This is a genomic window from Marinobacter sp. MIT932201 (assembly GCF_047123295.1).
GTDB classification, from domain to species: domain Bacteria; phylum Pseudomonadota; class Gammaproteobacteria; order Pseudomonadales; family Oleiphilaceae; genus Marinobacter; species Marinobacter salsuginis.
Window position 1 is genome coordinate 794,127 of record NZ_CP138917.1, and the last position, 19,399, is coordinate 813,525.

Below are 19,399 nucleotides of genomic sequence, written 5' to 3' on the forward strand. Positions count from 1 at the left end.
AGGTGATTTTATAATGCAGATTGCTAGTCTGGCGAAGGTTGGGCTGCCCAATGTGTCAACCAGCGATACGATTGATTCAACGTTCGCGGCCCTACAGCGGGCACAACTTGCGCGTCGCGGAAGTTTTACCTTGGAGGCTCGAATAGCGCAGCTCGACCAGCTGCGGGATTCAATTAAACGCTACGAATCAAACATCATTGCGGCTTGCGCGGCGGACTTTCGAAAACCCGCTCCAGAAGTCAAATTAACTGAACTCCTGCCGGTGCTTCAGGAAATTCGACACACTAAAAAACACTTGCGTAAATGGATGCGTCCGAAGCGAGTGGCTGCATCCGTTGGTGTTCTGGGCACGAAATCTTATGTTCGGCCAGAACCAAAGGGAGTGTGCCTGATTATTGCACCGTGGAATTATCCGCTCAATCTTGCGCTCGGACCTCTCGTCTCAGCGTTGGCTGCAGGGAACGGAGCCATCATTAAACCCTCGGAAATGACACCACATACCTCAAAGGTGATTGCCAACATTGTCGCCGAAACCTTCCCTCCCGATCTGGTTTCCGTGATTGAGGGTGATGCCGCGGTAGCGCAGAAACTGTTGGCCTTACCCTTCGACCACATATTCTTCACGGGCAGTCCTGCGGTAGGCAAGGTGGTCATGGAGGCTGCCGCCAAGAACCTTTCCTCAGTGACACTGGAATTGGGGGGTAAGTCCCCGACCATTGTTGGCCCAGATGCCAACATAAAGAGGGCTGCGAGAAACATTGTCTGGGGTAAGTTTGCCAATAATGGACAGACCTGTATCGCCCCAGATCATGTTTTTGTGCACGTTAATATCGCAGATCAATTCAATGAAGCACTTAAAACGGAAATTGGGCGAGTCTATGGAAAAACACCAGAAGCCCAGAAATCGACCGCCGACTATTGCCGGATTGTAAATCGACGTCATTTCCAGCGAGTTTCAAACCTGATAGATGATGCCAAAAACAAAGGTGCAAGAGTCTTTGAAGGCGGTGTTACAGATGCTGAAGAGAATTTTATTGCTCCGACGTTGATTTCAAATGTATCGAGCGACATGGATATTTCACGTGAGGAGTTATTCGGCCCGATCTTACCCGTTATTGAATTCGACGATATTGATCTGGTTATCAAGAAAATCAACGATAACCCTAAACCGCTTGCGCTTTACATATTCGACAAAAACGAGGCTTTTGCCACGGATATTATCGAGCGAACGAGCTCCGGCGCTGTAGGAGTCAACCTTACAGTTGTGCATTTTCTACATCCGGGCCTGCCGTTTGGTGGAGTTAATAATTCCGGGATAGGGGCGGCACACGGTGAATACGGTTTCCGCGCTTTTTCGCATGAAAAGGCGTTGATGGAGGATAAACATTCTCTTATGCATCTTCTTTTTCCACCCTATACAGCCTGGGTCCGGCGTCTTATAGAGGCTGCTGTTCGTATTCTGGGCTGAGTATAATCAAATAATAAGAGAGTTATTATGTACGATTACATTATTGTCGGTGCGGGATCGGCGGGCTGTGTATTGGCCAATCGGCTTACGGCGGACTCTTCAAAGCGAGTAGCGTTGCTAGAAGCGGGCCCAAAGGATAAAAATCCACTCATACATATGCCTATAGGTATAGCACTCCTTTCCAATAGTAAAAAGCTGAATTGGGCTCTTGAAACCGAACCTCAAGAACATCTGAAGGAGCGCCGCCTGTTTTGGCCTCGTGGGAAAACACTTGGCGGGTCCTCTTCTATCAACGCTATGGTCTATATCAGAGGTCACAAAGCCGATTATGACCACTGGGGTCAAGTTGCCGGGACCGACCTCTGGGGATGGGATCGCGCTTTAAAATTGTTTCGTCGACTGGAAGATAATAAACGTTTTGGCGCAGATTCTTACCATGGGGAGGGCGGTGAGCTCACCGTAAGTGAACTCAAATCAGTCAATCCGTTGAGTCGAGATTTTGTTCGAGCGGCACCTCATGTAGAGCTCCCGATAAACACGGACTTTAATGGAGAGACGCAAGAGGGATTGGGACTCTACCAGGTGACACAAAAAAATGGTCGCCGTTGGAGTTCAGCGCAGGCATTTCTGCGTGTCGCGGAGAACCGGCCTAATCTTGATGTGCTAACGGACGCGCGGGTAACCCGGGTGGTAATGGACGGTAAGCGGGCAGTCGGCGTGACACTGAACCAGGGGGGCGAATATCGCCAGCTTAGACTCAATAACGGCGGTGAAGTCATATTGTCTGGTGGTGCGGTTAATTCACCACAACTACTTATGCTTTCGGGAATCGGTGATAGCGAAGAGCTTGGAAAACACGGGATCCCCCTTGTGCATCATCTTCCTGAGGTCGGCCAGAATCTGGTTGATCATTTGGATATTACGATCATGCACGCGGCAAACTCACGTTTGCCCATTGGCGTTGCTCCCAGTTTCCTGTTTCGGGGCGTGAGCGCATTATTCTCATATATCTTTGCGCGACGTGGATTTCTTACCAGTAATGTTGCCGAGTCCGGAGGCTTTGTTAAATCCGAGCGCTCGTGCGAACGGCCAAATGTGCAATTCCACTTTTTGCCAACTTACCTGAAGGATCATGGACGAAAAGTGATGGCCGGGTATGGGTACACCTTGCATATTTGCGATCTAATGCCCAGAAGCCGCGGTTTTATTGGTCTCAAAAGCCCTGACCCATTGGCCGACCCGTTGATTCAACCCAATTATCTCAGTAACCCCGAAGACATCAAAACAATGATCTCGGCCGTTAAATTTGGACGACGGATACTCGGGGCACCAACAATGGCTTTACATAGTAAACGAGAAATTAAGCCCGGAAACTCGGTGTCTTCGGACAGTCAGATTGCGGACTTTATCCGGGAAAATGCAGAGACTATTTACCACCCCGTTGGCACTTGTCGTATGGGCGCGGATCCGGATTCAGTCGTTGATCCGGAATTAAAAGTCAGAGGGATTGAAGGGCTAAGAGTTGTCGATGCCTCGATAATGCCCAGTTTGGTTGCCGGTAACACCAACGCACCCACCATGATGATTGCCGAAAATGCAGCCGACATCCTCTTGGGAAATGTTTAGGTTCAAACCCGGATTATGCCTTCTACATTGGACCTTAATGACGCCAGATACTCGCGTCAACCAACTACAAAAACGACAGGAGATAAACGTGCTTGGCCAAATGATGAACATGGAGCTCACCGTGAATTCCTTGATCGACCATGCTGCTCGCTACCATGGAGACGCTGAGATTGTGTCGATAGGAACGGATGGAAATCCCAGTCGATCTGACTGGGCAACTGTTTCGGAGCGGTCGCGACAACTTGCGTCAGCGCTTCGAACGGCAGGCTATGTCCAGGGGGATCGGTGCGCGACCATTTGTTGGAATAACGTGGGGCACCTGGAATGTTACCTTGGCATCTCTGGTGGCGGGATGGTGTGTCACACCATTAACCCGCGACTGTTTCCAGAACAACTCGTTTACGTTATCAACAATGCTCAAGACAAAGTCATATTCTTTGACAAAACGTTCCTTACCATTGTTTCAAATATCCGAGACCGACTGGAGACGGTTGAGAAATTTGTATTGATGTCCGAACCGGACGAAGAAATTGCAGCGCAATTTCCAGGCTTGTTGTTTTATGAAGAGTTTCTCCAGCGAGGAACGCCTAACGCGAATTGGCCTGAAATCGCCGAAAACCAGGCCTCAAGCCTCTGCTATACATCGGGCACCACCGGAAATCCCAAAGGGGTGCTCTATTCACACCGCTCCACCGTTCTGCACGCGCTGGTAGCTGCTCAACCCGACGCACTGAATTTATCGGCACGGGACGTGGTGATGCCGGTTGTTCCTATGTTTCACGTAAATGCGTGGGGGGTACCCTACATTACGGCGATGGTTGGAGCCAAACTGGTGTTGCCTGGTCCTGGCCTGGATGGGCAAAGTTTGGTCAAGCTGATCGATTCAGAAAGCGTAACGATTGCGCTGGGTGTGCCTACGATTTGGCAGGGACTTCTCTCGGCTTTGGACGAGCTTGGCTCCTCGGCACAGTCGCTTAAACGGACGGTGATAGGGGGTAGCGCTTGTCCGCCCTCAATGATGTCGGAGTTTCGTGGTAAGTATGGCGTAGAAGTTGTCCATGCATGGGGAATGACAGAAACATCACCGATCGGGACCGTCAACGCACTGCTGTCGAAACACAATACTCTTTCGGAGGAAGGAAGAAACAAAATCCGTGAAAGCCAGGGACGGCCTCCCTACGGGGTGCAGCTCAAAATTGTAGGAGAAGACGGTCATCAACTGCCCGAAGATGGCATTGCTCAGGGAAATCTCCGCATCCGTGGTCATTGGGTGGTAGCCGATTACTTCGGTGTTGAACCAAATCAGACTCTTGAGGAAGACGGTTGGTTCGAGACAGGTGATGTTGCTTCGATCAATGATGATGGATTTATGACAATACGTGACCGCTCAAAAGATATTATTAAATCTGGTGGTGAATGGATATCTACAGTCGAATTGGAGGGAATCGCAATGGGCCATTCTGCCATCAATGAAGCTGCCGTAGTGGCGGCCTCCCATGATAAATGGGACGAACGACCGATCCTGTTGGCAGTAAAAATACCCGACGCAAATATTACTGAGGAGGAACTTCTTGCTCATTATCAGGGGAAAGTCGCCAAGTGGCAGATCCCGGATCGCGCGATCTTTGTGGAAGGATTGCCACGCAATGCCACTGGGAAAGTATTAAAAAACAAGCTGCGTTCTGAGTATGGGGAAGTATTAGTCAGTAAACCGGCAAGCTAGCATCAATGAGTGACATTTGTGTTACGAAAAATTGCAGTTTTACCTAAAGCCAATTTGTTTTAATACCAAAAAGGATAATAAAAAAATGAAACCTAAAATAATTAGTAAAGTCTCGTTAGTGGCGTTCCTTTTACTTTCACTTGCTGCGAGCCTGGCCAACGCTCAATCTGAGCCGGTTTACAGTAGAGGCGACTGGGTGGTTGGGCTGAATGCCACTAGAGTTCTAACCGATGAAGATTTGCGATCAGCCTCTGCGGGGGGTGCCCCCGTTCCAAATTCCAACCTGTCTATTAACAACGATACGACCATATCATTCGACGTGTCGTATTTTCTGAGTAATCAGCTGGCATTCAACATTTTTGGCGGCATTCCCGCTAGTGCGGACCTCCAGGGCGAAGAGTCTCTCTCCGGTCTTTTTCTTGGTCAAACAGATTATGGTCCGGTAATTCTTTCGCTTCAGTATCATGTCTTGACGGGTAGCAACTTCTCTCCGTACTTTGGAGCGGGTGTAGGACGGATTCTCTTTTTAGATGAAAAGGATCGCGCACTAACCGACTTCGACGTCGAAGATACATGGGCCCCTGCGGTTCAGGCTGGTTTTCGCTGGAAGATACACAATAACTGGTCGGCAAATTTTGACGTTAGATATGCACCCTTCAAGGCGGATATCACCGGTAACCTGGGCCCGGCCCCTGTTCAGGCAGAAGTGGAAGTGGACCCCACTATCGTGAGCATCGGAGTCGCATATCGCTTTTAAATGCCAAGTATACCAACCGTCTGCATTTGCTGGTCGCTTTCAGCAACCTGCTGATTGATAAAAAACCTGCAGCGTAAGACCAATGCGCCCCTTTTCCGCCAAGATTGCGGAAAAGGGGCAAAAACCAGCGGTTATTCAGATCTTCCTTAGGTATATAGCCCCAGCCTTATACATCATTTAAAGGTCTCGTATCGTTTAGTCGAGTAGTATATAGCCATCAGGACCGGCACGTCCTTACTATAGAAAACCTTTTCAGTAGTCCCGCAAGTTTCATTTAATCGAGCAAGTGTCTTAACATTAATACCGCTCGTAACTATCGGTTCTTGATGTCCACCATCAATAAGCCGGAATCTTACTGTGTTTGATTTACACACCGCTTGAAGCTTGCAGTCTGAAAAGCCCTGTCTTGGCTGCCACCACCCATCCGCATGAAAAAGCATATGCTCAGATGAACCAAAACAAGAGGTCGACACCGAATGGGCGATGTTGCTTATGAAGGATTGAGTGATCGGAACCTCTACCCATAATGGCCGATAGAGACTTCGCTTTATCTTTGTGGATAAAATCAAGTTCATATTTTCGTCGGTAATTGCAAGGTGAGGTTATTAGTGGGATATATAGAGAATTATTTCACCGCTATGGTGCTCTCGGTTTACCAGAGCAACAGTAATGTGTCTGGCTACGGGAAATTCCGCCGGTTGTGGCTCACGCATTCTTTGCGCTCACTGAAAGCTGTCGGTCGTAGGATATGATATCCATAGGCCGTATGAGTTGTGCATTGCTTTCGCAATTTTGGGCAAACTAAGGGCACAGCTCTACTCGGTCGTCAATTTCAATTTATGGACTGACCGCTCACCAAGGACTTCAGTTCAATATCCGGATCCTTCAACATTTCAGGATTGACCTGCCTGCGTTGTTGAACGAGGGTCTTGCCGACCATAAAAGCGATGGGCAGGTTAACCGCATCAACAGCAATGACACAGCCGTCGCGGAGATAAAACACCGCAAATCCCTTGTCTTCCGGGCTTCCGCGCAGCACACGCTGATCATGATATTGCGACAACCCCACCATCTGCAGACGCACGTCATACTGGTTCGACCAGAACCATGGAGCGCTATTATAGGGTTTCTTCTCGCCCATCAGGGTTGCCGCCACTGTCCGGGCCTGATCAACCGCGTTGGCGACAGATTCAAGGCGCTGCATCTTCTCGAAGAAAAGATTCCGGTGGCGGGTACAGTCGCCGATCGCCAGGATGGCTGGATCTTCTGTGCGGGTAAACTCGTCAACAATAATGCCGTCATCACAGGGCAGGCCGGCGGCCTCAGCCAGGGCGGTTTCTGGCGCCACACCCACTGAAACGAGCACTATGTCGGCCGGTACAGTGCCGCCGCTCGCCAATGTCACGCCAGCCACATGCCCCTGATCGCTAGCTTCGAAACCGGTTACCGCCGTGTTCAGGCGTAGATCCACGCCAGCGTTACTGTGTTTGGTGTAAAAAAACTCCGACATTTCCGGGCCTGTTACACGCTGCATAAGACGCTCGGCCGCTTCCAGTACCGTGACATCAACGCCTTTTTTGGTAGCGCTGGATGCCACTTCAAGGCCAATGTAACCACCACCCACGATGACCAAGCGTTTCCCCGGAACCAGTTGTTCACGCAGGGCATCCGAGTCAGCTATGTCATGTAGGTAATGAATGCCCTTCAAGTCAGCCCCGGGTGCGTTCAGGCGTCGAACGTGTGACCCCGTGGCCAGGACCAGTCGATCGTATTTCAATGTGCTCTGGTCCGACAAACTGATGGTCTTGTTGTCCCGATCAATTTGTTCGGCACGTACACCGAGCCGCAACTGATGGCCGGCGTTCTCGTACACCGAGCGCGGCTTGAGGTACAGCGACTCCTGATCCACCTCGCCTGCCAGGTAGTTCTTGGACAGGGGCGGCCGCTGATAGGGTGGATGTGGCTCTTCGCCCACCAGGACCACTTCATGTTGATATTTCTTTTGCAGCAAGGTTGTCAGGAGCGCACCTGCTGCGTGCCCGCCGCCAACGATGACTGTCGTCTCTTTCTGTTGGTTTGCCATAGCCTGTCTCTTTCTACTGTTCTTTGGAATCAGATTGATCAGAAGTCCAGATGCCAACTGAGCCCTGTGACGCCCGCGCGCGCGGAGCTCAGCCGACCATCTCCCCGGCATCCTCAAGTATCATCGCGGCACCTTTCTCGCCGATCATGGTTGCCGGCTGATTGGTGTTTCCGCCGACCAGCGTCGGCATGATGGAGGCATCGACCACCCGCAGGCATTGCAGGCCATGCACGCGCAGGCGCGGATCGACCACCGCCATCGGATCAACACCCATCTTGCAGGTGCCAACCGGGTGGTACGCTGATTCACCGCTGCGCCGTACCCATGCGGCGAGATCGTCGTCATTCTGCAGCGCCGGCCCGGGCAAGACCTCAACCTCGTGGTGCGGGGCAAACGCCGCCTGCGCCAGGATCTTGCGCACCAGGTGGACACCGCGCACCAGTCGCTCGACATCGGCGGACTCGGCCATGTAGTTGGGGTCGATCAGCGGCGCGGCAAACGGGTCGGCACTGTGCAGACCGACGCGCCCGCGCGACGACGGCCTGAGCCCGTAGATCATCACCGCGTAGCCATAACCGCTCATCGCGGTCTTCAGGTCTCGCCCGTGATCGTCGTACAGCATTGGCGCGAAGTGCAGCTGCAGGTCGGGTACCGGCTCCTCGGGCCGGGAGCGGATGAACCCGCCGGCCTCGGCGCCGTTGCTCGACAGCACGCCCCGCCGGCCGCTCAGATACGTCAGAGCGCCCCACAGCCCCTTGAGCCAGTAACTCGGATGCATCGAGATGCTTTGGCGGCTGCGGGCGCTGACGCGCACGAACACGTCGATATGATCCTGAAGATTCTGCCCGACGCCCCCCAACGCATGGCGCAGTTCTATGCCATGCCGGGACAGTTCCTCCCGCGGACCGATCCCGGACAGCATCAGCAGTTGCGGCGAGTTGAACGCGCCGCCGCAGAGCACAACTTCGCGCCCGGCACGGACCTGCGTCAGCCCCTTTGTATCGCGGTATTCGACACCGGTGGCGCGGGTGTCTTCGAGTAGCACCCGGGTGACATACGCGCCGCTGCAAACCGTCAGGTTGGAACGCGCCGTGGCGGGTTCGAGATAGGCCCGCGCGTTGCTACAGCGTGTGCCGTCTTTCTGGTAGGCGTAGTAGAAGCCCACGCCCTCCTGCTCACTGCCGTTGAAATCTGTATTGAGCCGGTACTTTGCCTGGGTCGCCGCCTCGACAAACGCCGTGCTCAGCGGATTGGTATAGCGGCGCTCGGCAACGTTCAGCGGACCACCCTGACCATGAAATTCTGCCTCATTCGGCGTAAGTTTGGGCTCGAAATGTTCCGATCGGCGGAAGTAGGGTAACACCTCGGCGTATGACCACCCTTTGCACCCCAGCCGTGCCCACTCGTCGTAGTCCCGGGCATGCCCGCGAATATAGACCTGCGCGTTCATGCCGCTGGAACCGCCAAGCATCTTGCCCCGCGGCTGAAAAAGCGCCCGGTCGTGCATGTGACGCTGCGGTTCGGTATTGAACTGCCAGTTGTAGCGGCGGCTGAACATTAGCTGCAGGAAACCCAGCGGCATGTTCACGAAAGGGTTGCGGCGGCTCTCCGGACCGGCTTCAAGCAGCAGCACAGAATGGCGACCGCTCTCCGACAGGCGGCTGGCGACAGCACATCCGGCCGAGCCCGCGCCAACCACGACATAGTCAAATTGTTCGGTCGTCATCCTGGTTAGCCTGTTCATTAACTTTTTGGTGTCAGCTGGACCATCAGCTCCGAATAGCCCCGCACGAAGTTGGACTGCACGCGCTCCGGCTCGCCGACGACTTCGATCTTGTCAAAGCGTTTGAGAATCTCTTCCCATAGGATACGCAGTTGCAATTCGGCCAGGCGGTTGCCCATGCAACGGTGAACACCGTAGCCAAATGACATATGGTTTCGTGCGTCCTTGCGATCGATAATGAAGTGATCGGGGTCCTCGAACTTGCGCTCGTCACGGTTGCCCGAGGCGTACCACATCACAACGCGATCGCCCTTTTTGATGGTCTGGCCGCCCAGCTCAACATCTTGCTTGGCGACTCGGCGCATATAGGCCAGCGGCGTTTGCCAGCGGATGATTTCCGACACCATGTTCGGAATCAGTTCCGGTTTTGCCTTCAGTTTTTCGAACTCCTTTGGGAATTCGTTCATGGCCACCAGGCCACCACTCATTGAGTTGCGAGTGGTATCATTGCCGCCAACGATAAGCAGCGTCAGATTGCCGATAAACTCCATCGGGCGATTGATCAGATCTTTGGTGTCGTCGTTGCTCTGTAGCAGGCTGATCAAATCGAAACCGGGCTCTTCGCCCGCCGCGCGGCGCGCTTCCTTATCCCTCCAGAGCCTGGAGAAGGACCAGGCCATGTCAGCCGCGTCGTCAAACATGATCTCTTCTTCGGCATACTCGCCGCCGGTTGCCGATGCTGCCCCGGCCATCCGATCCGACCACTCAACCAGCTTGTGACGTTCCTCGTAAGGAAAATCCAGAAGGGTTGCGAGCATGCGACCGGTGAGTTCCTTCGATACAGTGGGCACCCAGTTGAAGGGCTGGCCCAGAGGCAGGCTGTCAAGCACATCGCCGGTACGCGATCGGATCAGCTCCTCCATTTCCTTCAGGTTCTTCGGTGCCACCACGCCTTGAACCGAGCTGCGCTGCACATCGTGTTTTGGCGGATCCATGGCTATGAACATTTCCACCGACAGCCCCTCTGGAGGGTCGCCTAATATGATTTGCGGCTCGGCGGAAAACAGGTCGTGACTCTTGTCTACGAACATGATGTCCTCAAAGCGAGTCACCGACCAAAAGGGGCCGAAGGGGCTGTTCTTCTGGTAATGCGCCGGAGCCTCATCGCGCAACCGTTTGAAATAGGCGCGCCACTGATCCTGCCGATACAAAAATGGATTGCTGACATCGATGTCCTCAAGGGCCAGCGTGTTAACGTCCGGGATGACTGATTCAACAAATTCGGGCACCGGCCGGCGTGGGCCGAAGGCCTTCTTCTTGGCGCTCATTAACAGTTTCAGCCCCTGGATCTGCCTGTGCATCGGTACCACCCTGGAGGTAGCATTGATCACTCGGGATTGAATGTCGTCAAATGTTTTAGACAGTGTTGGCATGCGTCCTCCTATGTTCACATCTGGAACTCGGGTAAATGCACGGTCATGCCGTCCATTTCATCAGTAATGACCACCTGGCAGCCCAGGCGCGAAGTGCTCTCCCGCTCCGGGGTCATTGACAGCATTTGCTCTTCCTCACCACCAGGCGTACCTGTCTTTCTGAACCAATCGTCCGAGACGATGACGTGGCAGGTGCCACAGGCACATTCCCCCCCGCAGTCCCCGTCAATACCGGGGATCAGATTGTCAACGGCGATTTGCATTACCGAGGAACCAGTTTTGAACTCAGCGACATGTTTAGTTTGATCATGTTCTATAAAAGTAATCTTACCCATTGTTGTTCTCCTGCCCGTAGTATTCACCGATAGATATTGGCTGTCTGGCGATACTTCTGTCAGGTCATTTCTTGACAACATAGAGTCATTTAAAGACAAAATAGTGGTCGTTCAGGACGGAGATGATCAATGATGACGACGCAGAAGGCGGGTGATTTGCAAAAAACCGGTCCAGGTATTCCATCGAATTACTCACGGCTAATTGCGCGTGAGCTTGATTTAACAGCCAAACAACTGCCACGTCTGCTGCTCGGCACCGGGCTTGGTGTGGCGCAATTATTGAGTGAGGAAAGCCTGCTTACCGCAGCTCAGCAGATGCGGATTCTGCGCAACGCACTGGACTTGTCCGGCCTGCCGGAATTCGGGTTGCGGCTCGGCAAGCGACTGACACCGGCAACCCATGGAGCAATGGGGTTCGTTGCTTACAGCAGCCCCGACTTTCTCACTGCGCTGCAGGCGATTCATACTTTTCTGCCCACGCGTGCTAGCTTCATCCACCTGCATTTGCAGCAAGTCAACGAGCGCCTGGAGTGTATTCTGGACTATCAGGAGTCGCTGGACGATGACATACAGCAGTGCCTGTCGGATGCGATGATTAAGGCCCTTTTTGAATTTGGCGAATTTATAATTGGTCGCCCTTTGCATGAGGCTGAAATATACTTCGCTCATCCTGAACCAAAGTATAAGGCAATGTATGCCGATTTTTTATCCGGGCAGATTCACTATGATTGCGATCAGGTAAAACTTACGTTGCCGATGTCATTGTGTCGGGAACCGAATGCGTCCGCCAATCACGAAAACTATCGTCTGGCCTTGCAACAGTGTGAATCGATGCTTGTGCAACTTCAGTCGGATCAACCGAGCTATCAGACCCAGCTGAAGATGATGATGTTGTCCCGACCGCCCGGAACGCTCAGTGAAGACGAAGCAGCGGCCTCGTTGTTCATGAGCAAACGCACTCTGGCACGCAAACTCAAGCAGGAACGCAGCGGTTTTCGGAAAGTTCGCGACGAGATTCTGTCCCAGCAGGCAGCGACCTATTTGCGTGAAAGCCAACTGTCAATCGAGGCCATTTCCGCGTTGATGAACTATCACGACATTGCCAATTTCAGACGCGCCTTCAAGCGCTGGTTTGACCAGTCGCCTGAGCAGTTCAGGCAAAATGTCAGATGACAAACCGTGCATCCGCATGATTAGCGATCATAAACAGAGGCTACTTGCTTGCGTTTGTGAAGCCAGAACCTATGCCTGCCCCCCTTTATTGATCACACCGTCCATCGCGATCTGCCAGATCAAGTCGCCAATGGCGTCGAGTGAATGAGCCCCGTTCGGGTCGAACCAGGTTGCAACCCAGTTGAGCGCCCCAAGGCCGATCAGGCGGAGCAAACGGCCGTCAACATTCTTCCGGATCACGCCCTGTGCAATCATCGTTTCGAGGATATCGGCCCACAAGGACTCGTACTGGTCACGCAGTTCGATGATTTCCTCGCGGGCCTCCGGGCCCAGCGCTCGCCATTCAAACAGCAGCACGTAAACCGCGTCCGAATCGACCAACAGGGCTCGCAGATGCGCGTTGATACAAAGACGCAACCGTTCAACCGGGTCATCCGAACTGGCGTAAGCCGACTCGACCTCTGCGGTAACCAGGTCCACCCCCCGGCGCATCAGCTCGACAAGCAGCGCTTCCTTGCTGTTGTAACGATAATACAGACTTCCGGGCAGCATATTGCAGGCCTCGGCAATCTCCTTGAGCGACGTCCTTTCAAAGCCTTTCTCACGAAAAAGCCGGGCTGCGTTAGACAAAACGTCGCCCTGGTCGCCCAGTTTGCTTGCAGGAGTCATCTGTCTGTTAACCATGGCTTAAACATCTCCTCAGCAAGCCAGCTATTTGTTCATCAGAGCGGCAACCACCTGACTCATTGCATTGGTGGTGCGCCATCGCACGGGTGGCGTGCCATTTGCCACAACAGATTCTTGACATTTGGTTGGTTAACCAACCAAAATCCAGCAACAATGTTATTCGGAAGAAACTGACATGGCAATGACCTATCAAAATCAGCTGTTTCCCCCCACTTCCACCCCTGCGCGAAATGCAAACCGGGGTGGGCAGATCTGATGACGGAGTCGAACAGAGCTCAGCACAGTGACGCTGTGACGACGGCGTGGCAGTTCACCGAACAGGTTCCCCACGGCAGGGATCTGGGTATGCAGGTTGTCTCTGTCGATAAGGGCCAGGTCTGTATGCGCCTGACCCCACAGCCATGGATGTTCGCCGAAGAGGATACAAAAGAAATCTGCACCAGCGTGCTCTACTCACTGGCAGACTCCGCCGGAGGCCTGGCGGTATTTGCGGGGGCCCTGGAGCTGATGCCCATTGCCACGCTGGATCTGCGCATGGATTATCTGCGGCCTGCCAGCGGCGACCGTGCCCTGGTAGCGGTGGCCACCTGTCGTCATTTAACGGACGAGGTCGCGTTCATCCATTGCGACATCCTCAGCGAGAGTGACAGTGAGCTGTTAGCGACGGCAAGCGCCACCTTCATGCGCAACACCCAGGGCCAGCAATTTCAGGCCGGTGGACGAAAAAAGGAGGGCGCATGAGTACGACTGGCGATTCGGCACAACCCATCTCAGGCCCTTCCGAAAGCGGGCAAGAAAGCGGGAAAGAATGTTCCGACTGGCAGGCCCTGCTGGAGCGCACTCCCTACGCACGGCACCTTGGTCTTGAGGTTCAACGCGACGATGTAGGTCTAGTGGTTCATATGCCGTGTCGTGAAGCGCTGATTGGCAACTTTATGCTACCTGCTCTCCATGGCGGCGTGCTTGGCGCCCTGATGGAGCTTACCGCGCGGGTCGCTGCGCAACGCCAGGATACAGACAAACGTTGCCCACGCATTCTCGACAGCCACATTAACTACCTCCGCTCCGCGCAGGCCCGATCGACGTTCGCCAGCGCCGAAATTGTCCGGCAAGGCAGGCGGAGCAGCCTGGTCCGGGTGACCTGCTGGCAGGGCGATAAGCGCAAGCCGATCGCCAGCGGTCAGGTTCAGTTGTTGCTCCCGACAATGGCGGCCAAAGAAGCAGATCTTCATGGACAATAAGCACAACAACCCTGAACGCGACCAATTCCAGGCGCCGGATGGCGCGGAGATCGCCCTGTGGCGCTGGCCGCAATCCAAAGCGCGCCCCACGTTGCACTGGGCGCATGCAACGGGTTTCCATGGCCGCCTGTACCGCCCCCTCCTTGATGAGCTTGCCACGGACGTCAATGTCCTGGCCTGGGACATGCGGGGGCACGGGGCCAGCGCCGGTGCGGCGAACTTTTCGACATTCCGGGGCTGGGAAACCTACTATCGCGACATGACCGCTCTGCTGGATAGCCTGGATGAGCCGGTCTGGCTTGCCGGCCACTCCATTGGGGCCACCACCAGCATCATGGCCGCTGCCCGACGGCCAGACAAAGTGCTGGGCCTGATTCTGGCGGAACCCGTAATCATGGATCCGGGGCAGGGCCTGAGGTTGTGGCTGGCCAAGCTGCTACGCCAGTCACATCGGTTGTCACTGGCCGCCGGAGCCGCACGTCGGCGCCCGGTATTCGACTCGCACGCTGCTGCGTTGGACAACTATCGGGGCCGCGGTGGCTTCAAGACCTGGCCCGAAGCATGGCTGGAAGCCTATATCCAGCACGCCTTCGAACCGCAGGAAGATCAAGTTCAGTTGGCGTGTGCGCCGGAGTGGGAGAGCACCACTTTTGCCCATACCGAACACAACCCCTGGCCCGGTATTCGTCAGTTGCGGTGCCCGGTTATCGTGCTGGCGGCGGAACGCGGGTCAACCTTCTCGCCGGCCGCGCGAAAACGCCTGCAGATCCTGCTGCCTGAGGCTGACGTAAATGTCCTCGGCGAGGCGACTCATTTTCTGCCTATGGAGCGGAGGGAAACCGTTCGCGATGCCATCCTGCAACTTGTTTTGTCCGGCTACCGTGAGAGCTGATACTCAAATCTGGATTTTGCCAATCGGGACACCTGCCATGCGCTGTATGCTGACCCTGTTTATCTCGCTGCTCATGCTGTCTGGTTGTCAGCAGTCTTCGGAACCGCCCCCAGATGCCCGCGCCCCTATCCCCTGGGTAAAAACAGTTGAACTAAAGGACGCCGGCCCAACAGCGCAGAGATTTTCAGGAACCCTGCGAGGCCGCCACGAAGTTCCTCAGGCCTTTCAGATCGCCGGTCGGATTCAGCATCGTTATATCGATGCCGGTCAGCGCGTGGAAAAAGGCGACTTACTGTTCAAGCTCGATACACGGGACCTGGTGGCAGCCGCAGGGGTCGCCGCCGTGGATCTTAAGCGTGCAAAAGCGGCCCTGGCAATTGCCACCAATGAACTCCAGCGCCAGCAGCAACTTGTGGCGCATCAGTTTGTCAGCGAACAAACCCTGCAACGCCTTGAGTTGGCAGAGCGTGAGGCGCGCAGCCAGGTGCAAACCGCTTCTGCACGCAATCAGCAGGCTCAGAATGCCCTGGGGTATGCGGAACTGAAAGCCGCCCATGCAGGCGTGGTCACTGAGGTCATCGTTGAACCTGGCCAGGTTGTGGGTGTCGGACAAACCCTTGCCGTTCTGGCCGAAGATCAATCGCTGGAAGTCGAGGTTTTTTTACCAGAGGGCAGTAACCCGTCCATGCGCGGTTATGTCCCTTTACCCAATGGCGAACAGCTTGCTGTGAGCTTGAGAGAGATTGCCGGGGCTGCCGACCCCGCAAGCCGGAGCTGGCGTGCCCGATACAGCCTGGAGGGGCCCTACCCCTCGTCTTTAACCCTGGGGTCGGTGGTGAGTGTGCGGTTAGCGCAGAAGCAAACCGCCCCCAGCCATCGCGTACCGCTGGGTGCCCTGGATGAGAGAGGGCAAACGCCGCAGATCTGGTTGGTTTCCGACGGCACGGTAACGCCCCTGGCGGTCGAGGTGATCGATCTGGGTGAGGAGTATGCGAAGATCAAGGTCGACATCAAGGCGGGAACGCCCATCGTCGCGTTGGGGACACACCTGCTCACGCCTGGCATGGCAGTGCGGGAGCTGGTTCAATGAGCTTACCGAATCTTTCCGCGCTGGCAGTGCGCGAGCGTTCGGTCACCCTCTTTTTTCTTTTGCTGTCCGTTGTTGCCGGTTTCTACGCGTTCTCGTCCCTGGGTCGGGCGGAAGACCCTGCGTTCACCGTCCGGGCGATGGTGGTTTCTGTCGTCTGGCCAGGGGCAACCCCCGAGGTGCTGCAGAACCAGGTCGTGGATCGTTTGGAAAAGCGAATCCAGGAGGTGGTGTATTTCGATAATATTGAGACAACCATTCGGCCCGGGCAGGCCGCCATGGTTATCCGATTCCTGGATTCTACTCCGAGTGAAAAAGTGTCGGACCTCTTCTATCAAGTCCGCAAGCGCATGCTCGATGAGCGACCCAACCTCCCCCAGGGTGTGATCGGCCCCATCGTCAACGATGATTTCGCGGATGTGTATTTCTCCCTGCTGGCGCTGACGGCACCCGGGATGCCAATGCGTGAACTGACCCGCGAGGCAGAATCGATACGGGATCGCCTGCAACGGCTGCCCGGCTTGCAAAAAGCACAGCTCCTGGCGGAGCGTCCTGAGCGGGTGTATCTCGAATTTGATCAGGACCGGCTCAACAACCTCGGTTTGTCGGCAGAAGAGGTGTTGCAGGCGATAGAGGCCAACAACCGTCTTCAGCCTCTTGGCTTTGTTGATCTTGCCGGCCCGCGGGTTTATGTCCGCAGCAACATCGACCTGTCTGACCTTGAGCGCCTCACCTCAGTACCTCTCCGTATCGGCGACCAGCTTATTACCGTATCTGATCTGGCCGAGGTGCGTTTAGGGTATGAAGATCCTTTGAGCTACATCGTCCGCTCCAACGGTGAGGATGCGATCCTCCTGGGTGTGGTCATGCGTGCGGGTGAAAATGGCCTGGAATTTGGCGCGCGGCTGCGCGAGTTTGTCAGTACCGAACAGGGCAGGCTGCCGCTGGGAATGTCAATACAGACCCTGACCGATCAGGCGGAAGCCATCACTCAGGCGGTTGATCTTTTTCAGGTCAAGTTTCTGGTTGCGTTGGTCGTGGTGATGGGGGTTAGCATACTGGCGATCGGTCTGCGCGCGGGTTTGGTGGTGGGCATTGCGATTCCTGTGACCCTCGGCCTGACTTTCTTGTTGATGAAAATGGCGGGCATAAACCTGGACCGCATCACCCTGGGTGCGTTGATTATCGCACTGGGTCTGTTAGTGGACGATGCGATCATCGCCATTGAAATGATGATCGTGAAGATGGAGAGCGGCTGGGACCGGGTACGGGCAGCCAGTCATGCCTGGAGCGTAACCGCCGCGCCCATGCTGTTCGGTACGCTGGTGACGGTGGCCGGATTTGTCCCCATCGGATTTGCCCAGTCCGGAGTGGGAGAATACACCGGCAACATCTTCTGGGTGCTGGCTTTTTCGTTGTTGATTTCCTGGGTGGTGGCGGTAACTTTTACGCCTTATTTGGGCGTCAAGCTCTTGCCCGATTACACCGGGCATATGGGCCAGGACCTTTACCAAAGCGCGTTTTATCAGCGGTTGCGTGGGGTGATCACAGCGTGTGTTCAGTACCGGAAAACCGTCGTTTTTATCACAGTGGGTTTGCTGGCGATCAGTGCTTTCGGGATGGCAACCCAGGTGCAGAAGCAATTTTTTCCCAGTTCTGATCGCCCCGAAGTTCTGATCAGTGTCTACGCTCCGCAGGGGAGCGCTATTGCCACCACGGATCAAAGTGTCAGACGCCTGGAAGCGATTCTGATGGACATGCCGGAGGTGAAAAGCCTTTCCGCTTACATCGGTGCCGGTGCGCCCCGATTCTTCGTATCGGCCAACCCCGAGCAGCCGGACCCGGCATTTGCCAAGTTGATTGCCATTGGGCAGGACGTTAAAGGGCGCGATCGCATCATCTCGGCGCTGGAAACCAGAATCGCGGCGGGTGAATTTCCGGAGGCACGAGTGCGGGTGACGCGTTTGCTGTACGGTCCCCCGGTGGTCTGGCCGGTCAGTTTTCGTGTGCTGGGTCCGGAATCCGATCAACTCAGAGAGATCGCGCACCAGATCCGCACTCTCATGACCGGGCATCCGAACATCGTCATGCCGCATCTCGAATGGGATGAGCGTGTGCCCACTCTCTATCTTGATATGGATCCGGAAAATCTGGGTTGGATGGGCCTGACTCCGGCAGAGGTTGCCCGGCAACTGCAGTTCCAACTCCGCGGAGTGGCCGTCACCGAACTGCGCCAGGGCATAAGGAGCGTTCAACTGGTGGCGCGTAATGCACGTGGCGAAGTGATCATGCCGGAAGATCTTGAGATCAAAACCCGCGACGGCCGCAAACTTTCCGTACAGCAACTGGGCAAGTGGCAGGTTCGTTACGAGGACCCCGTCATAAAGCGTTACAACCGTGACCCCTTCCTGGCCGTTCAGGCCGATGTAGAAGGTGCCCAGCCACCGGATGTCACCAAGGAGATATGGAGTGCGATGACGGGCCTGCGCGAACAGTTGTCGGAGGGTTACCGTATTGAAATCGGCGGTACGGTGGAACAATCAGCCAAAGCCAATGCTTCAATCCAGACATTACAACCGGTGATGTTGGCGTTGATGCTGATCTTTATCATGCTTCAGATGCGTTCCTTTATCGGCACATTGACTGTTCTTGCCACCGCGCCACTGGGGCTGATTGGGGCTGTGCTGGCTTTGCTGCTGTTTAATCAACCCTTTGGCTTTACCGCGCTGCTGGGGCTGATTGGCCTGGGCGGCATCCTGATGCGAAATACCATGATTCTGACGCAGCAGGTGCAGGACAACTTCAAAGCAGGAATGGCTGCCCGGGAAGCCGTTGTCGAAGCGGCAGTCCAACGTGCCCGCCCCGTGGTACTCACCGCCCTGGCGGCCGTTCTGGCGTTTGTACCTCTGACCTTTGACCTGTTCTGGGGGCCGCTGGCTTATGTCCTTATCGGTGGCGTGGCGGTCGGCACTCTGATCACGCTATTGTTTGTGCCGGCGCTTTATGCCCTTTGGTTTCGATTAAAGAACGAACGCTGAGATTAGATCGGCCCCACAGTTTAGACTGGTTCAGGCATCCCAAAGCTAGCTGAAACCCCTGACCTGCACCCAGCTTCCTTTCCATGTGATCGTCTGGCGTCCGTGATTTGCTCCATCAATTAGGCTGTATGAA

The 19,399-nt window shown here is 54.9% G+C and carries 15 protein-coding genes; 10 read left to right on the forward strand and 5 right to left on the reverse strand.

Going from position 1 to position 19,399, the window contains the following annotated elements; translation table 11 throughout:
- Window positions 1-13 precede the first annotated feature (13 nt).
- The 4 genes from SIC15_RS03665 to SIC15_RS03680 all read left to right on the forward strand — a co-directional run bounded on the left by SIC15_RS03665 (window position 14) and on the right by SIC15_RS03680 (window position 5,574).
- Window positions 14-1,468: an aldehyde dehydrogenase family protein gene (locus SIC15_RS03665; protein WP_011783983.1), complete on the forward strand. Its 1,455-nt coding sequence runs from the start codon at window positions 14-16 to the stop codon at window positions 1,466-1,468.
- Between the two features lie 27 nt (window positions 1,469-1,495).
- Window positions 1,496-3,094, forward strand: coding sequence for a GMC family oxidoreductase (locus SIC15_RS03670; protein WP_091642703.1), 1,599 nt, complete (start codon window positions 1,496-1,498; stop codon window positions 3,092-3,094).
- Window positions 3,095-3,194: 100 nt separating this feature from the next.
- The gene (locus tag SIC15_RS03675; RefSeq protein ID WP_172972330.1) at window positions 3,195-4,817 is read left to right on the forward strand and encodes a long-chain fatty acid--CoA ligase; all 1,623 of its coding nucleotides are present in this window, start codon (window positions 3,195-3,197) and stop codon (window positions 4,815-4,817) included.
- 85 nt (window positions 4,818-4,902) lie between these two features.
- Entirely contained in the window at window positions 4,903-5,574 is a 672-nt protein-coding gene (locus tag SIC15_RS03680) for an OmpW/AlkL family protein (RefSeq protein WP_091642699.1), read from the forward strand.
- Window positions 5,575-6,406: 832 nt separating this feature from the next.
- On the opposite strand, the gene SIC15_RS03685 is transcribed toward SIC15_RS03680, so the two are convergent.
- From SIC15_RS03685 to SIC15_RS03700, 4 genes are all read right to left on the reverse strand, one after another.
- Window positions 6,407-7,657 (reverse strand): NAD(P)/FAD-dependent oxidoreductase, encoded by a 1,251-nt coding sequence (locus SIC15_RS03685; RefSeq protein ID WP_091642696.1) that lies wholly within the window; start codon window positions 7,655-7,657, stop codon window positions 6,407-6,409.
- Window positions 7,658-7,745: 88 nt separating this feature from the next.
- Window positions 7,746-9,383, reverse strand: a complete 1,638-nt coding sequence (locus tag SIC15_RS03690; RefSeq protein WP_227663913.1) for a GMC family oxidoreductase — start codon at window positions 9,381-9,383, stop codon at window positions 7,746-7,748.
- Window positions 9,384-9,400: 17 nt separating this feature from the next.
- A complete protein-coding gene (locus tag SIC15_RS03695) occupies window positions 9,401-10,813 on the reverse strand; it encodes a cytochrome P450 (protein ID WP_091642690.1) in 1,413 nt (470 codons plus the stop codon).
- A 14-nt stretch (window positions 10,814-10,827) separates the two neighbouring features.
- Window positions 10,828-11,148: a 2Fe-2S iron-sulfur cluster-binding protein gene (locus SIC15_RS03700; protein ID WP_091642688.1), complete on the reverse strand. Its 321-nt coding sequence runs from the start codon at window positions 11,146-11,148 to the stop codon at window positions 10,828-10,830.
- A 129-nt stretch (window positions 11,149-11,277) separates the two neighbouring features.
- Between SIC15_RS03700 and SIC15_RS03705 the strand changes: the two genes are divergently transcribed.
- Entirely contained in the window at window positions 11,278-12,321 is a 1,044-nt protein-coding gene (locus SIC15_RS03705) for an AraC family transcriptional regulator (RefSeq protein ID WP_091642684.1), read from the forward strand.
- 69 nt (window positions 12,322-12,390) lie between these two features.
- On the opposite strand, the gene SIC15_RS03710 is transcribed toward SIC15_RS03705, so the two are convergent.
- Window positions 12,391-13,005 (reverse strand): TetR/AcrR family transcriptional regulator, encoded by a 615-nt coding sequence (locus SIC15_RS03710; protein WP_091642682.1) that lies wholly within the window; start codon window positions 13,003-13,005, stop codon window positions 12,391-12,393.
- Between the two features lie 258 nt (window positions 13,006-13,263).
- On the opposite strand from SIC15_RS03710, the gene SIC15_RS03715 reads away from it, so the two are divergent.
- Genes SIC15_RS03715 through SIC15_RS03735 form a run of 5 tightly spaced genes read left to right on the forward strand, consistent with a single transcriptional unit; the run spans window position 13,264 to window position 19,266 of the window.
- Window positions 13,264-13,749: a PaaI family thioesterase gene (locus tag SIC15_RS03715; RefSeq protein WP_091642679.1), complete on the forward strand. Its 486-nt coding sequence runs from the start codon at window positions 13,264-13,266 to the stop codon at window positions 13,747-13,749.
- Window positions 13,746-14,249 (forward strand): PaaI family thioesterase, encoded by a 504-nt coding sequence (locus SIC15_RS03720; protein ID WP_091642677.1) that lies wholly within the window; start codon window positions 13,746-13,748, stop codon window positions 14,247-14,249. The genes SIC15_RS03715 and SIC15_RS03720 overlap by 4 nt, the downstream gene beginning before the upstream one ends.
- Complete coding sequence (locus SIC15_RS03725; RefSeq protein WP_091642674.1) at window positions 14,239-15,141, forward strand: alpha/beta fold hydrolase; 903 nt, start codon at window positions 14,239-14,241, stop codon at window positions 15,139-15,141. Before SIC15_RS03720 ends, SIC15_RS03725 begins: the two co-directional genes overlap by 11 nt.
- Window positions 15,142-15,178: 37 nt before the next feature.
- On the forward strand, window positions 15,179-16,231 hold the full coding sequence (locus SIC15_RS03730) for an efflux RND transporter periplasmic adaptor subunit (RefSeq protein WP_072678647.1): 1,053 nt from the start codon (window positions 15,179-15,181) through the stop codon (window positions 16,229-16,231).
- Window positions 16,228-19,266 carry an efflux RND transporter permease subunit gene (locus SIC15_RS03735; protein ID WP_072678648.1) on the forward strand — a complete coding sequence of 1,013 codons (3,039 nt, stop codon included), beginning with the start codon at window positions 16,228-16,230 and terminating at the stop codon, window positions 19,264-19,266. The genes SIC15_RS03730 and SIC15_RS03735 overlap by 4 nt, the downstream gene beginning before the upstream one ends.
- The last annotated feature ends 133 nt before the right edge of the window (window positions 19,267-19,399 follow it).